15 protein-coding genes and 2 pseudogenes are annotated in these 16659 nt (G+C 34.0%); 3 read left to right on the top strand and 14 right to left on the bottom strand.

The genetic code is table 11. From position 1 onward, the window contains the following. Nucleotide 1: 1 nt before the first annotated feature. On the bottom strand, nt 2-2584 hold the full coding sequence (locus VF726_RS05470) for a family 78 glycoside hydrolase catalytic domain (protein WP_440166472.1): 2583 nt from the start codon (nt 2582-2584) through the stop codon (nt 2-4). Between the two features lie 184 nt (nt 2585-2768). On the opposite strand from VF726_RS05470, the gene VF726_RS05465 reads away from it, so the two are divergent. Continuing rightward, nucleotides 2769-4226 (top strand): serine hydrolase, encoded by a 1458-nt coding sequence (locus tag VF726_RS05465; RefSeq protein WP_440166470.1) that lies wholly within the window; start codon nt 2769-2771, stop codon nt 4224-4226. 270 nt (nt 4227-4496) lie between these two features. Here the strand turns inward: VF726_RS05465 and VF726_RS05460 are convergent, their stop codons facing one another. The 7 genes and pseudogenes from VF726_RS05460 to VF726_RS05430 all read right to left on the bottom strand — a co-directional run. Beyond that, the gene (locus tag VF726_RS05460) at nt 4497-5426 is read right to left on the bottom strand and encodes an aminoglycoside phosphotransferase family protein (RefSeq protein WP_440166467.1); all 930 of its coding nucleotides are present in this window, start codon (nt 5424-5426) and stop codon (nt 4497-4499) included. 11 nt (nt 5427-5437) lie between these two features. Beyond that, complete coding sequence (locus VF726_RS05455; RefSeq protein WP_440166720.1) at nt 5438-5833, bottom strand: VOC family protein; 396 nt, start codon at nt 5831-5833, stop codon at nt 5438-5440. After that, nucleotides 5826-6461, bottom strand: a complete 636-nt coding sequence (locus VF726_RS05450) for an HAD family hydrolase (RefSeq protein ID WP_046955676.1) — start codon at nt 6459-6461, stop codon at nt 5826-5828. Before VF726_RS05450 ends, VF726_RS05455 begins: the two co-directional genes overlap by 8 nt. Nucleotides 6462-6569: 108 nt before the next feature. Continuing rightward, entirely contained in the window at nt 6570-7157 is a 588-nt protein-coding gene (locus tag VF726_RS05445; RefSeq protein ID WP_001134412.1) for a YpjP family protein, read from the bottom strand. A gap of 283 nt (nt 7158-7440) precedes the next feature. Beyond that, a pseudogene (locus VF726_RS05440) lies at nt 7441-7974 on the bottom strand (ABC transporter permease); the annotation flags it as partial. 136 nt (nt 7975-8110) lie between these two features. Further along, a complete protein-coding gene (locus tag VF726_RS05435) occupies nt 8111-9223 on the bottom strand; it encodes an RNA-guided endonuclease TnpB family protein (RefSeq protein ID WP_440166465.1) in 1113 nt (370 codons plus the stop codon). 254 nt (nt 9224-9477) lie between these two features. After that, nucleotides 9478-9954, bottom strand: a pseudogene (locus VF726_RS05430) (ABC transporter permease); the annotation flags it as partial. Nucleotides 9955-10019: 65 nt separating this feature from the next. Here VF726_RS05430 and VF726_RS05425 point away from each other — a divergent pair. Both VF726_RS05425 and VF726_RS05420 read left to right on the top strand, forming a co-directional pair. Next, nucleotides 10020-10451, top strand: a complete 432-nt coding sequence (locus VF726_RS05425; protein ID WP_440166463.1) for a GNAT family N-acetyltransferase — start codon at nt 10020-10022, stop codon at nt 10449-10451. A 29-nt stretch (nt 10452-10480) separates the two neighbouring features. Then, a complete protein-coding gene (locus VF726_RS05420; protein WP_440166461.1) occupies nt 10481-11008 on the top strand; it encodes an HAD-IIIA family hydrolase in 528 nt (175 codons plus the stop codon). A gap of 56 nt (nt 11009-11064) precedes the next feature. Here VF726_RS05420 and VF726_RS05415 read toward each other — a convergent pair whose 3' ends face one another. The 6 genes from VF726_RS05415 to VF726_RS05390 all read right to left on the bottom strand — a co-directional run bounded on the left by VF726_RS05415 (nt 11065) and on the right by VF726_RS05390 (nt 16473). Further along, nucleotides 11065-11505 (bottom strand): N-acetyltransferase family protein, encoded by a 441-nt coding sequence (locus VF726_RS05415; protein WP_440166459.1) that lies wholly within the window; start codon nt 11503-11505, stop codon nt 11065-11067. After that, the gene (gene tsaA, locus VF726_RS05410; RefSeq protein ID WP_440166457.1) at nt 11502-11981 is read right to left on the bottom strand and encodes a tRNA (N6-threonylcarbamoyladenosine(37)-N6)-methyltransferase TrmO; all 480 of its coding nucleotides are present in this window, start codon (nt 11979-11981) and stop codon (nt 11502-11504) included. The genes VF726_RS05415 and tsaA overlap by 4 nt, the downstream gene beginning before the upstream one ends. An 81-nt stretch (nt 11982-12062) precedes the next feature. Next, a complete protein-coding gene (locus tag VF726_RS05405; protein WP_440166455.1) occupies nt 12063-12761 on the bottom strand; it encodes an aspartate/glutamate racemase family protein in 699 nt (232 codons plus the stop codon). 146 nt (nt 12762-12907) lie between these two features. Then, nucleotides 12908-14110, bottom strand: a complete 1203-nt coding sequence (gene eutG / locus VF726_RS05400) for an alcohol dehydrogenase EutG (RefSeq protein WP_440166453.1) — start codon at nt 14108-14110, stop codon at nt 12908-12910. Nucleotides 14111-14162: 52 nt separating this feature from the next. Next, entirely contained in the window at nt 14163-15602 is a 1440-nt protein-coding gene (locus VF726_RS05395; RefSeq protein ID WP_144488222.1) for a GntP family permease, read from the bottom strand. Between the two features lie 205 nt (nt 15603-15807). Then, nucleotides 15808-16473: an HAD family hydrolase gene (locus tag VF726_RS05390; RefSeq protein WP_440166451.1), complete on the bottom strand. Its 666-nt coding sequence runs from the start codon at nt 16471-16473 to the stop codon at nt 15808-15810. Nucleotides 16474-16659: the final 186 nt, after the last annotated feature.

The following is a 16659-nucleotide window of genomic DNA, read 5'->3' as shown; positions in this document are numbered from 1 at the left end:
TCTACTTCCATATATTTTTACAAAATGTAAATATATAATCCCCTGACCCTAAATCCCTTTCAATGTTATGTTCCGATTTCCACCTTGTTTCGTCCATCCTTAATGTAGCACTCGTATTAGGTGGTACAGAAATATGTAAAAAGGCTTGTTCCTTTTCTAAACTCCACTCAATCTTAATTTCTCCATAAGCTGTTTCACGTTTTACTTTAATCCATTCTAAATTCGAATCAAAATGTGGTTGTATATAAAAATGTTTATATGCAGGTTTGGCTTCATCCACTTCTAATCCAACGATATATCGGTATATCCATTCAACGATAGAGCCATATGCGTAATGATTGTACGAATTCATCCTATCATTCCAAAGGGTTCCATCCTCTTTCACGCCATCCCAATGTTCCCAAATCGTTGTGGCACCTTTTTTCACTTGGTATAACCATGATGGATAATCTTCATGAAATAGAAGCTTACAAGCAAGGTCATGACGATTAAACTTGCTTAATATTAAATTTAAATAAGGTGTTCCTATAAAACCAGTTGTTAAGTGATTTTTACTTTCTTTTAAAAGCTCAATTAAACGATTAAATACTTTCTCCTTCACATCATCTTTCACTAATTCAAAAAGAAGTACTAGTATGTGGGCTGTTTGTGTATTCGAACTTAACCTACCATTTGGTGTAACGAATTCATTTTGAAACGCTTGAACAATATTTGCATGTAATTCTTTATAAAACGTAGCATCTGTTTGTTCACCTAAAATCTCAGCAATTTTTTGTACAAGCGATGTTGAATATGCATAAAAAGCCGTCGCAATAAAATGCTTGTCTGTTCCGCCTTCATATATATCGGGTTTCGTATCTAATGCAAGCCAATCCCCTAAATGATAGCCTGTATCCCATATATAATCGTTCTCACCTTGTGAACGTATGTAATCTATATACTTCTTCATACTGTCATATTGTTCTTTTAAAATTGAGACATCTCCGTAATGTAAATAATGAACCCACGGACAAATAATTGCTGCATCGCCCCAACCACCGGAAGTATCCAGATCAAAATCTACTCTTTTCCCAAACGCATCTGGTATAACTAAAGGCACAGCTCCGTTTTTATTTTGGTCTAGTGATAAATCTTGGAGCCACTTTTTAAAGAACAATTGTACATCCATAATTTGCGTAGCTGTTCCAATGAACATTTGTGCATCTCCTGTCCATCCGAGCCGATCGTCCCGCTGCGGACAATCTGTTGGCACATCAAAAAAGTTCCCTCTTTGAGACCATTCCACATTATGATGAAGTTGATTGATTAATGGATTAGACGTTTCAAATTCAGTCGCTTTTTCCATATCTGTATGCAATACAATCCCTTCAAAATCTGCTATTTGAGGCGGCTGGGTTAATCCACTTATTTTTACATACCTAAAGCCTTGATATGTAAAATGAGGTTCGAACGTTTCGTCCTCTTCTCCTTTTGCCATATACACTATTTTTTGTTTTGCCTTTCGGAGATTTCCAGTATAAAAACTACCGTCTTTATCTAATATTTCAGCATGATGCAATTCAATCTTTTGTCCAATATAAACATGATGGACTGTAAAACGCATCCATCCTACCATATTTTGTCCCATATCAATAAGCCATTCATGATTTGATAGTTTTGAAATAGCAATTGGTTTTATTATTTCCATTTTGCGAATCGCTTTATTTTCTTGTGCAACAATCGTTTGTTTGGAATACTCAATTATTTCAACATCTTCTAGCACTTGCCCACTTTCTTCAAGCCTAGCATCGTATACTTCACCTTCATAAATTTCTGAGTACAAAATTGGGCTTGAAGTTACCTTCCATGTTTCATCCGTTACAATTTTTTCTTTCGTTCCATCTTCATACGTTATATGTAATTGAGCAATTATTGCTCGTCTTTTCCCGTAATAATTACGCACATGATGCATAGTAATCGGCCCTTTATACCAGCCGTTACCTACCAGAGTAGAAATATCATTATGCCCAATCTTTAATACATGGGCTATATCATATGTTTGATACAATACCCTTTTATCATAACTTGTCCATCCGGGGGTAAAATAACAATCTCCAATACGCTCTCCATTTATAGAAGCCTCGTATAATCCTAAACTTGTGATATATAAACGTGCTTTTTTAACTAACTTTTTAATAGAAAATTTTTTATTAAAAGACATAACTTGCGTGCGCTCTTTTTTCGCAGCAATCCAATTCCCACTCCAGTTATCTTGCCCTTGTAATCCAGTCTCCCAAAATGCTACTTCTGACCAAGATGTTTCTTCCCCATAATTATCCCATACCTTTACTCGGCAAAAATAGCGCGTTTCTGCTCTGTATGAAAATGAATTGATTGGAATATGTAAGCTTTGATCTGTTTCTACTTTTTGGGAATCAAACATTAAATTTTCAAAATCTCTATCCTTCGCAACCTGCAATTGATAAGCAAGTTGTTTTACATTTTGGTTACTCGATTCAAGCTGCCAACTCATTTTTACAACTTTTGAATCTATACCAATCGGATTTTTTTTATTATCGCAAAGCATTCTCTTTATTGTTAGCACACTTCTTCACCATCTTTTCTAAAACTCAATTTAAATTAATTATAATAAAAATAAAATTCTAAATAAATAATAATTCAATTCATCCTTACAAAATTATTAACTTTCCATAATTAAAAAGGTTTTCATTTTCTATTACCGAAAGTATAGTGCGGTAGAACAAAATTTATATTTGGAGGTTAGAGGTATGTCTAAAATTGAAACTCCTGTTATGTCTTCTTTGCAAACAACTGTTGAAAAAATGATGAAGGATTTAAAGGTTCCTGGCGCTGCTGTAGCTGTTATAAAAGATGGTGAGGTAATTATTTCAGAAGGTTTCGGCTATCGTGATTTAGAGTCAAAAGAGCCTGTTACACCGCATACTCGGTTCGCAATCGGTTCCTCAACGAAAGCTTTTGGCACACTTTCATTAAGCTTATTAGCGCAGCAAAAAAAGTTTGATTGGGATACTCCCGTCCAGTCATATATACCTAACTTCTCTTTATCTGAACTACTTGCTACCTCACAAGTTACAGGAAGAGATTTAGCTGCTCATCGTACTGGAGTAAGTCGTCATGATGCTCTTTGGTATAGCTCTTCCTTATCTCGAAAAGATCTCGTTGAAAAAATAAAACATTTACCACTTGATGCACCGTTCCGCACAGCATTTCTTTATAACAACTTAATGTATGCAACAATTAGCTACATTGTTGAAAACATTACAAATCAAACGTGGGAGCAATACGCTACAGAACATATTTTAGAGCCTTTAAATATGAGACATACAAACTTCTCTGTTACAGATTCACAAACTACAGATGATTATGCTTTACCTTACGTTGAAAATGAAGGTGAAATAAAAGAAGTTCCATTCCATAACATCGATACAGTCGGCGCTGCTGGGTGTATTAATTCTACAATTGAAGATATGGCAAATTGGGTACTTCTTCACTTAAACAAAGGGAAATTTGGAGACCATGAATTAATCTCCTCAGAATTATTACAACAAATGTATACACCACATAATTCCATTCCAGATCAACCAGTTTTATCACTTCCTGAATCTCCATTAAATAGTTACGGTCTTGGTTGGTTTATTAGCGCTTATCGTGGTAAAAAGGTGATTCACCATGGCGGTAATATCGATGGATTTTCAGCACTTGTTTCATTCATACCAAATGAAAACATAGGCCTTGTCATTTTAACGAATGCTGGAGGCACATTACTTCCTACTTATCTCGCTAATCAAATTTATGACGAACTACTTGAATTAGAATCTATCGATTGGCATAAACGTGCTGTAGAAGATAGTGAAAAAATGAAAGAAATGATGAAAGAAACAACTGAATCACTTCCTGAACAAATGAAAGGGACTGCACCTTCTCACAAATTAGAGGATTATACTGGTACTTTTGAACATCCTGCATATGGAACATTACAAGTATACAAACGAGATAATTCGTTATTTGTACAATTTATGGAGATGGATATTCAATTAGCGCATCATCATTACGACATCTTCTCTGCAAAAGTTGACTTATTCCAAATGAAAATGAATTTATTATTTGCTTATGAAATGAATGTGAGTGGTGAATTCCCATCCCTTCAGTTACATGTGCCAGCTATGTTAAGTACGCAGCCACTTGCATTTAAGAAAATTAAATAAATATTTTAATAGAGAGAATCCCAAAAATTAGACATGCATATTTCATATAAAAAAGTCGAGTTTCTATAGATAAGAAACTCAACTAGGAGCAAAAATCCCTTTATTCCTTCCTACTTCACATCATTCAATTACAGATAAAGGAATGTTCGAGGGTGGTAGTGGTATACAACGGTATATACTAGAAGGTGTAGATTTAAAGTTAGCATTACAACTGCTTCAAAACGACGAATGGTAAATAAAAAAGGTAGGTGTGAATCACACCTACCTTTTCTATTTCATATCAATCTTTTCTGGTTGAAACCAAATTGGCTTTAATAGCTCAAAGTCTTTATGATCGTCTAAAACTATAGTAAGACGTTCTAACGTATCATCTAACATATGCGGTGCTGCTCGTAATGTCCAGACAACTGATGAGAAAACTGTCATTCCAACGTACACCGCATATAATCTCCAGAACTCCTCAGGTATTCTTCCGTTATAATATCCAGTAATTTGCCCAATCGCATATGGGATACTAATGTCTCGTGCAAATAGCGAAATTTTTACGAAATCATGAAGTGGGTCTCCCCAATCATAACCATTAAAATCAACAACACCTACATATTTCCCATCCCGTACAATTATATTTTCTAAATGAAAATCATCGTGTTGAAACCGATTGGGGCGGTTTTGTAAATACATTTCATTATCATCTATAAACTTCATGATTTTATCATCATTTTTTATTTTTATTCCGCATGTTTTGTATGCCTCTACATATTTCCGATGTTTTTTCATAGCTCTTTCATACCATGGAAGGATTTCATTAGGAGCTTCATATGTATGCATTTTTACTAAATCTTTTCCTGCCTCTATACCAATCTCATATTGTTCTTTTGGCGTATATGTAGGCAACAATTTTTTCGCATCTTCCCCCTCTATATATGAGAAAATACTATATACACCTTCTTCTTCCAATATACCTATTTCAATCGGCCTTTGTGCCTGTACGTTACGTTTTACCATTTCATTTAAAATTTGAAATTCTATTTTCCTTCTTTCATACTCTTGTATATCGCCAATCCGTAACAAATATTTTTCATTATCAATTGTCGTAACTATATATTTTTTATCAGGAGAAAAACCTTTAGAAATTTCTTTAATATCCACTGCATCTTTTACTATTTGTATATTGTTTTGCCTTGCTGTAATTGTTTTCATTATTACTCCCCTTACATATCTACATTTGGTGTATACGCTACTTCTATAATAAATCCATTCGGATCGTAAAAATCAATTGTATAATACCCTTCCGAATAATGATTCATTTCAATTGGACCACGTATTATCTTTATTTTCGTACTAGAAAGAAACTGTGCTACCTCATCAACTACTTCTCTATGAATAGCTTGGTAACAAATATGTCTAGGACCTAACGTCCTTACGATTTCCTCGTCTACTTCTTTAAAATATATTTCACTTTCTCCCGTACTATATGATACTTCATTTAACTTTCTCCATCCAATTATGGAAAACAACATATCGTAAAAAGAAATGGACTCTTCTAAATTCGCTACCCAAAATTCAATATGATGAATGCCTGCAAAAAGCGTATTCCTATTAAGAATACGCCCCTTGTACTACTTGCACAATTTCCATTGGTGTATTGACCATATAATCTGGTGCATCTTTTTTCACTGTTTCAATGACATCATACCCCCAAGATACCCAAATTACGTTCACCCCAGCCTTTTTACACGCTGCTACATCTCGCTGTTCGTCACCGACGTATAACATATCTTTCTCTGTTATTTTTTTCGATTTTAAAAATCTTTTTATCATTTTATCTTTACCGAACAAATTTTTAGAACAATACACTTCTTGTATATTTTCTATATCATTATTGTGTAAAAATGCCCGAATGTGCTCTTCTGAGTTCGATGATATAACGGCAATTCCGTAGCCTTTTTTATGTAGTTCATCTAATACATCCTTCATCCCATGGAACAAAATGAGATCTTTTATAGCAGGTTGATACAATTTATAAAACTCTAGTGCTAATATCGGTAGTTTATACAGTGGTACATCGAGCTGTTTACATCTCTCTGGCATCGTTAATTTACGTAAATATTCAATTTCTTCTTCCCTTACCGTTTTATATCCGTGCTTTTCAGCGATTTGATTATAAATTGGTACAAATATATTTTGTGAATCTACTAATGTGCCATCAAAGTCAAAAACAATATATTTTTGCATTCCCATACTCCCTTTACTTCTTTTTTCCTAAACCTATTTTATTCAACACCGTAGTTGTCTTACCCTTCTATACACACAAAAAAAGAACAAGATTTTCTCTTGTTCTTTTTAAGAAAGCCACTTTGGTGGTACATTTGTATTCCAATAAATATTGCCTAATTCATGATGTCCTGAGTATCCATCATCAAAACGGTGATAGTGGAAATTAAAATAGTAACCATCTTGCGGTGGATGATCTCTCCTTACATGAAATCGCAATAAGTCATTTCCAGATTTCGTGTCATAAACGTGAAAGATTTTTTCATTATTCCCACCAGCTGGTTTTTGAGAAATCGCTAATGATTGTAGCGAATCTTCTGGTACATCATTGGCAAGCTCAGCAATTGCCTCTTCAATTTTCGGTAATATTACATCTTTAAACTCATCTTCAATTACTGGACCAATTTTAGTGCCAAACTTTTGCATCGACTGCTTCTCTGCTTCTTGCATTGCGTACGTAATAAAAGTATCAGTGGTTAACCTGTCATTCGTTTCTTCATATGTATAGGACGTACTCTCCAAATTTTGTTGCCCAGCTGTGCTCGTAGGCTTGTCCGCAGCTTTGGCATTATCAAGCAATATGGAAGGAGGTGTCACTAAACCAAATGTAAATACGGTAATTAATGCGACTAAGGTTTTTCTAAACCAATTTGGCATGTATGTTCCCTCCCCTTTCACTCATTATTTTTTATATAACGGTTGTTTCTTCTATTATACAAAATGATTGTAATTTTTGCACTTTACAATTTTGTTAACGTTCACATATTTTTCACTTGAATATGAAATTGTAAGATTTCATACAATATAAATACAACAACAATGAGGAGGCGATCATATGTCTTTAGATGTCATGTATTCCGCCGCAAGCATACTCGTTTTAGTATATTTTCTTTATCAATGTGTAACAGATTAAAAAAAGAGCCGTTTTTCGGCTCTTTTTCTATGGTAAAAATACAATCCAACCAATCCATACTATAAAAATAATTCCGGCAATTACAGCTGGTAATAAATAAAAATGAGAAAGGATAACTATTCCATACAAAAATAGTACTGGAAGTAATAAATAGCGATCTGCCTTCCATCTTAACAATAGTAATTTTCCTTCATCACAATATAAATGAAGAAACATTTTTTTCGTAAATTCATTCCAATAATCGCGCGCATAACGAGAAATTGCAACTAAAGCAAATGTAAGAATAATAGCTACAACCACCCTTGGACTCATAATAATACTTACAGTGCTTATACATACAATTTGAATATAAAATATTCGTGCACTACTTGTACGGAAAAAGTCTTTTAAAAAGGATTCAACAATGCGAGATTCCTTTTTCTTCCCTAAAAACTTTTTAGAACGCGGAAACATCCATGGTTTTTTATTTGAACTACTCGGTTTAGCTGTATGACCACCAACTTGTATAATCCCACTCGTCCAGCGCATACTTTCTTCTTTCTCTTTCTCAACTTCTGTGAACTACCCACCACTTAGTACCTCTTACGAGCTTACTTGAAGTAGGGGCTTCTCGGTTCATCGCTACTTTTGATAGCTAACGAATTTGTCCTAGGACAGCCGAGCTAATCCCTTGTTCCAAAGGTTATTTTATTACTATTTATGCCAACACTAATAAGCGGATGGCTTCCTTTTTGATATTGATTGCTGCATTATAATCACGGCCAATTGTGAGTCCACACAAACACGCATACGTACGTTCACATAACGGCATTTCTTTTTTATTTCCACAATTACTACACATCTTTGTAGAAGGAAACCATTTATCTATTTTTACAAGCTGTTTTCCTTGTTCTTGTAGCTTATATGCTAAAAATGTCGTGAACATCCTCCAACCGTTGTCCGCTACACTCTTACCAAATCTAAATGCTCGTGACATTCCTTTCATATGTAAGTCTTCGATTGCTACAACGTCAAAACTCGTAGCTAATTCTTTAGACTTATGATGAAGAAAATTTTTACGTTGATTGGCGACCTTTTCATGCAATTTCGCTACACGAATGCGTTGTTTATTCCAGCGCTGTGAACCTTTCACACGTCTTGCTAATACTCGTTGTGCCTTCGCTAATTTCTCTAACATCTGACGATAAAAGCGAGGATAATTGGCTTTCTCATCTTCGCTACTCACGTACAATTCAGCCATTGCGAAGTCTAATCCAACTACACGTTCTACTTCTTTTGGAGTGATTTTTTCTTCATATTCGGTCAAAATAGACACATAATACTTACCAGTAGGTGTCATCGAAATCGTACACGATTTGATGATATGTTTTTGCCGGATTTCTCTATGTTGCTTCAGTTTCACCATTTTCAACTTTGGTAATTTGATATAGCCATGAAATAACATAATATTTCCGTTTACTCGATTCGTTGTATAGGATTTTCTACTCTTTTTACTTTTGAATGTAGGAAACTCACTTTGACCACTAAAAAAATTCTTATACGCAGTTTGCAAGTTTAATTGCGCGTTGGCCAATGCCAATGAATCAACTTCTTTCAACCATTCATACTCTGTCTTATATTTTGCAGGAGTAGGGAATTTTTCTTTCTTTAGTTCTTCCTTGTTCTCTTTATATTTTTCATATACTTCTTTTCGTTCAGCTAACATTTTGTTATACACAAAACGTACACACCCGAATGTTTTTCGTATGAGATGTGCTTGTTCTTCTGTTGGGTACAGACGAAATTTATACGCCTTATTCTGCTTTGGCATATCCATTCACCTCATTTTCCGCTTCATTTTCCATAAGCTATGACGGTGATCACACAACCTGAACACTATAAGGTTATTATCTACTTTCATTGTTATACCAAAATTCCCCTCTTATAAGACTGATTATATCAGAGGCGAAATAAATAGGAAAAACAAATGTTTGGCTACGCCAAACTGAAATTCATCTCCCACCTGCCGCTAGACTATCGTCTTTCACACGCCTGAGGAAGGAGACTTCTTTCGGATAATATGTTAAAAAAGCAATTTTTATAATTCAATTTTTCTTTTATCAATATGATAATTAGAAAAACTGCTAGACCGATACATAGTATAGAATAAAATGGATTTTTATTAATAAAAAACAAACTCAATCCAAAAAAGGATAGACCTGTAGAAAATATTACATTTTTTATAATCCATAGTAGCCATCGTTTCCCCACACGTACATGAATAAATCTCGTTAATAACGCCAACAGAAATCGAAATACAGTAAAGAATAGCCCAAATAATACGAGTTGTATCTTCGTCACTCCGATACTTTTCATCAACACTGGTAACATAGCAACAACAACAACAACTACTACATTCGTTATCGCTATTCGAATAAACGTATATGTCATGCCATACTGGATTAATTTTTGCATGTGAGCGGGATACGAAATTAAAAATAAACTATCCGCTTGCTCAAAAAATGAGCGAACTCCTCTTCCATATAAAATATTTATTTTCATAGCAGGAATAAATATTTTTTAATAGAATAATAAATGTTTGATTACAATTTATTGGAGTGGATAATATGTCTTTTCAAATTCGCGAAGCGACGATATACGATATAGATGCACTTTGCTCATTGACGAAAGAATTAAAGGGTTCCTCTATTTCCTATGAAGATATGAACAACCGATTGCAATTCGTACAAATGAGTCCTTTTGATTTTTTATATGTTTATGAGGAAGAAAAAACTATATTTGGATTACTTGGCTTTCGTATACGTGAAAATTTAGAAGATGTAACTCGGTATGGAGAAATTTCAATTATTAGCGTTGATTCTACAGTACGACGAAAAGGCATTGGGCAAGTATTAATGGATTATGCAGAGCAATTAGCAAAGAAGCATAATTGCATTGGCACATGGCTAGTTAGTGGAACAAAAAGAGTAGAAGCTCATCCTTTTTACAAAAAATTAGGATATGAAGTAAATGGCTATCGATTTGTGAAACATTTTTAAACTACTTATAAATGGAAAGGACTAAAACTATGAAAAACATCGAAGCTATTTTTATTGATCGTGACGGTACAATTGGTGGTGACACTACAATTCATTATCCTGGATCTTTTACATTATTTCCGTTTACAAAAGCAGCTCTGCAAAAACTAAAAGCTCAAAATATAAAAATTTTCTCTTTCACAAATCAGCCAGGTATCGCAGATGGGATAGCGACTGTTGCTGATTTTGCACAAGAATTAAAAGGATTCGGCTTTGATGATATATACGTATGTCCTCACAAACACGGTAATGGTTGTGAATGCCGTAAACCAAGTACAGGTATGCTGCTACAAGCAGCCGAAAAACACGACCTTGATTTAACAAAATGCGCTGTAATTGGTGATCGCTGGACTGATATCGTTGCGGGAGCAAAAGTGAATGCGACAACGATTTTAGTACGAACAGGCGCTGGATACGACGCTTTACATACGTACCGAGACAAGTGGGCACATATTGAACCAAACTACATTGCAGAAAACTTTGAAGATGCGACAAATTGGGTTTTAAATCAACTATAATGCAAATTAAAAGAGACGCCTTCAAAATGAAAGCGCCTCTTTTAATCTAATATTATTTAAAACGTTAATTCATAATGGAAATAACGATTATCTCTCAAATATCCATTTTCAGCGTATAATCGCTGCGCTGATAAATTATCAATCTCCGTTTGTAATTTTACACCTTTTGCACCATTTTCTAAGGCAAATTCTTTCGCAGCTTCTAATAATTTTTTTCCTGTTCCTGCTCCGCGCTTAACAGCTTGCACAAATAAATCATTTAAAATCCATAATTCTTTCATCGAAATAGAAGAAAATGATGGATATAATTGTGTGAACCCAATATATTCACCGTCTTCAACTGCCACGAAAATAACGGATTCTTTTCTCTCCATTCGATTTCGTAAAAATACTTTTGCCCCTTCTATATCGGAATCTTGTCTATAAAACATACGATAGTTATTAAAAACTGATGCTAGTCCATCTAAATCTACAATTGTTGCTTCATATATTCTCATTTTACTCCATTCCCCTTCCAATACTGTCTCATTATATCCGTTGCCCATTTAGGCTGTACAATTTCTTCTGTCGGCATAAACTCTTTCATTATTGGCTTTATATCCAATATAGGGGTGCCATCAATAGCATCTAACCCCTCAACAATAATTGATTTTCCTTCTCTTTTTATCACCTTTACAATCGTTGCTCCTATGCGATTCGGACGGTTTTTCCCGCGCTGTGCAAAAATGCCTACTTTAGGATAATCATTATTATTTCTAGGATGTCTAGCAAAATATTGAATTTGTTCATCCATTACTTTATGAAAATAAAAAACAACTTCAATATGAGAAAAATCTTCAATCCCTTGTATACTTTCTTCTGTATACATTTCCGTTAAAGTAATATAGGATCTTACTTCTCCCCACTCATCATCTTTTATTTCCTTTCTTTCATTATGTACAAATGCGATTGGTTGAACCGAAAACATACGCATTCCCCCTTAAATGTAACCACTTACATTATAAAATATTTTCTGAATGTTTTCCACATACACGGACTAGGTTACATAATATAATTACATTCTATTTCGTAAAGCGAAATTAACTGCTTCAACTGCATGTATATGAGTTGTATCGAATATCGGAACTGATACGTCTTCCTGTTTAATTAATAATCCTATTTCTGTACACCCTAAAATAATTCCTTGGGCCCCTTCTTGTATTAGATTTTCTATAACACTTTTATAATACTCCCTAGATTGAGTTGTTATCTTTCCTAAACACAATTCTGTATATATTACTTCGTTTACCTTCTCTCTATCCTTTTTTGACGGAATCATTACATTTATATGATTTTCTTCTATTCGTAACTTATAGAAATCTTGCTCCATTGTATATTTAGTTCCAAGCAAACCAACCGTTTGAATATCTTTTCTTTTTATTTCTTTCGCAGTTGCATCAGCGATATGTAAAACTGGAATATGGATATTCTCCTTTATTTTCTCAATTACTTTATGCATAGTATTTGTGCAAATAATTATAAAATCGGCTCCTCCTCTCTGTAAAGAATATGCTGCATTCCCTAATACTTCTCCTGCGCCATTCCAATCCCCGTTAGACTGAAATCGTTCAATCTCTTCAAAGTCCACACTATTAATCATACATTTTGCTGAATGTAACCCTCCTAATCTCTCTTTTATTTCTTCATTTATGATTCGATAATATTCAGAAGTTGATTCCCAACTCATACCACCAATTAAACCTATTGTTTTCATTACACAATCCCACCTTATACTGTTTTTAAAAACTAATCACAATATTTTATTATGTATATTATACATAATAAAACAAGACTTTACGTTTATAATATAAAGTCTTGTTTTAACTATTTCCAAGGAAATTTTAAGTGAATATTCTGAAATTAATCACCTAATGTTTTTATAGAATTTTCATATTGATAATGAAAACATTCTCGATACAACTGTTTAATTTCATCATATGATGGCACACGTGGATTATTTGCTGGACTTCCACTTTCAATTGCGTCAGATGCCATTTTAGAAATTGCTTTTTCAAATTCAACCTCACCAATTCCGTATTCTTTTAAATTTGGGATACGAAGATCAAAGCAAAGTTTTTTTATTTCCCTCAGTGTGTAGTCAGCTACTTCTTCATCACAATAGGAATACATATCTTTATTTAAACAACGTCCAATTTCCGCTAGTCTTTTTACTGCACTCACTTTCGTATATTCTAAAACTGTCGGTAATAGTATTGCATTCGATATACCATGTGGTACATGAAATAACGCCCCTACTGGTCTTGACATTCCATGAACTAACGTAACAGATGCATTTGAAAATGCGATTCCAGCTTGTAAGGATGCTATCATCATTGCTTCTCTTGCCTCCATATTTTCTCCATCTTCATATGCAATGCGTATATATTTCATAATACTTTCAATCGCGGAAAGAGCTAGTACATCTGTGAGTGATTGTGAAACTTTAGAAATATATGCTTCGACTGCATGACATAAAGCATCTATCCCTGTTGCTGCTGTAATATGTGGTGGTACCGAGCGTGTTAAAATCGGGTCAATAATCGCTACTTGCGGGGTAAAACTCGGATGCTTCATCATCATTTTTACATCTGTTCGTTTATTCGTAATTACTGCTACACTTGTTACTTCCGATCCAGTTCCAGAAGTTGTTGGGATTGCAATAAGTGGTAGCGGATCATTGTCTATTTCTATATATTTTTGGACATAATCTTCCACTTCTCCACCATTTGTATATAACACCGCAACTGCTTTCGCTGCATCGATACAACTTCCACCACCGATACCGATAATAAAATCACACTTTCCTTCTTTACAAAGTGTTAACGCTTCTAACACGTGAATATTTGTAGGCTCAGCATTTACTTTATTATATGTAATAACAGTTATACCTTTCGTATTGAGTTGTTGTATACAGCTCTCAACATATCCTAAATCCTCCATAATTGTATCCGTAACTATAAACGCTCTTTTCCCCAACTTCTTAGATTGTTCCCCCAGCTTTTCAAGCGAATTTCTTCCATATAATACAGACTTCGGCATACGAAACTCAGCAACTTCTTGCAAGTACTCCACCCCTTCTTACCCTAATTAATATTTTAGTTTATAGAATATCGACTTAATAAATTCCTGTTACAGTATAGAATGCAATTACTAAAAACACAGCAACCGTTTTCAAAACAGTAATTGCAAAAATATCTTTATATGACTGTTTATGTGTTAAACCTGTAACTGTAAGAATAGTAATAATTGCTCCGTTATGTGGTAATGTATCCATTCCTCCTGATGCCATTGACACGATACGATGCATTACTTCTAATGGAATATCGAATTGATTGGCCGCTGCAATAAACTTATCTCCCATCGCACTTAAAACAATTCCCATTCCTCCTGATGCAGAACCTGTAATTCCAGCTAAAATATTCGTCGTGACTGCTCCATTCACTAGAGGATTTGTGAATGTGGCAGAAATGCCATCTCTCATAATCGCAAATCCTGGAAGTGCTGCGATGACACCACCGAATCCAAACTCAGCTCCTGTATTCATCGTTGCAAGTAGCGCTCCACCAATACTTGTATTCAATCCAGCTTGAAATCCTGTTACTACACGTTTCCAATATAATAATAACGTAGTTACTATACCTATAATAAGTGCCAATTCTACTGACCAGATTCCAACTACTGCACTTAATTCTACTTTTCCAAATGACTTCATACCAATAGCTGAAAAATCAAAACCATTCGGATACCACTTCGGTATCATAATAGTAAAAACTTTATTCATTACACCTACTAAAATAAGTGGTATAAAAGCAATCACTTGTTGTGCTCTTGTAATTTCAATACTTTTCAGTAACGGCATATCTTTTTGTTCTGCTTGTAAAGAAGCTGCCATTTCAGTATTCCCATCGTTAAAACCAAAATACCCTTCTCCTGCTGCCTTTGCCTTCTTACGTCTACTCTCTAAATATAGTAAACCTAACGTAAGTACAAAAATTGCCCCTACAATACCAAGTATCGGTGCAGCGTAGATGTCCGTTTTAAAAAACGTTGTAGGTATTACATTTTGAATTTGTGGTGATCCAGGTAGCGCATCCATTGTAAACGTGACTGCTCCAAGAACGATTGTTCCAGGGATTAAACGTTTTGGAATATTCGCTTGTCGAAACAACTTAGCTGCGAACGGATATACAGCAAACACTACTACATACACACTAACGCCACTATACGTTAAGATAGCACCCATTAATACAATCGCTAAAATCGTACGTTTTTCACCAACTAACTCTATAATTGTCTTTGCAATCGAGTCCGCAATTCCTGACATTTCTACTACTTTCCCAAATATTGCCCCAAGTAAAAATACAGGAAAATATAGTTTAATAAAACCTACCATTTTCTCCATAAAGATATTAGAAAAGAAAGGTAATACAAAACTAGGCTCTGTCAAAAATACCGCAAATAATGCAAAAATCGGTGCAAATAATATAACAGAAAAGCCTCTATAAGCTACAAACATTAGTAAACTAAGTGCTAATAATATAATAACTAGCTCCAATTATACCCCTCCCTTAAACTGAAAATTCAAACTTTTATTATTAAACTTCTACTAATCTTTTATTTCTGACATTCCTCCTCTTATTCATACAAATTTTTTATGCTAAAAATGTCTAATTATAAGTATTCGATTACATATGAAAAATCCCTTTAAACAAAAACGATTTCATCGTCATCTGTCATAAAGGGATTTTTAGTCTCTATATTTACTTTTTTACCAAACTATTTTCTACACAAAAATGATGTAATTCTTTTATATCATTTACTATATGAGTCGCACCAACTTCATTCAATTCTGTTTCACTACCATAGCCATATAATATACCGACTGAAGCAATTCCATTATAATTCGCCCCTATTATATCGTGTTTTCTATCTCCAATCATAACAATTTCTTCTTTATTAAGATCTTCATTTGTTTGTAGAATATGAGCAATGATCTCTTCTTTCTTTATTCTCGTACCATCTAAATTACTTCCAATGATATCTTCAAAATAATCCGTTAATTGAAAATGATCTAGTACTTGTTTTGCAAATACAGTAGGTTTTGAAGTTGCTATAAATAATCGATTTCCGGTATCTTTTAATTGTTTCAAAAGATTTGGAATACCCTCGTATACATTATTCTCCAACAACCCACGTTGCTTTAAATACTCCCTGAAATAAAAAACAGCTCGTTCAACTTCTCCTTCATTCATATTATATCTCTCTACGAATGATTGCTGGATGGGCGGACCAATAAATGAGTCTAATTCACTTACATGTAATTCTTCAATTCCAACCTTTTTTAATGCATACAATACTGAATTTACAATTCCTTCTTTCGGATCAGTCAATGTTCCATCTAAATCAAATAGAAATGTTGTATACAAATTTAATCCCCTCATTCATTTTTACTTTATATATTATATGGAAGGCTTTTTCATGCCCACCTTTTACTATACTATCATTGTTTATCTTTTCGAATTTTTTTCTTCTATGTCACATACTTTCCGTTACAAAGTGTAATACATATGATAAAGTAAAAAAGTTACAATTATTTTAATAGAAATTGGTGA

It is taken from the genome of Bacillus sp. Brlt_9 (assembly GCF_051948935.1).
Classification (GTDB): Bacteria; Bacillota; Bacilli; order Bacillales; family Bacillaceae_G; genus Bacillus_A.
This window is presented reverse-complemented; position numbering and strand designations above follow the sequence as displayed.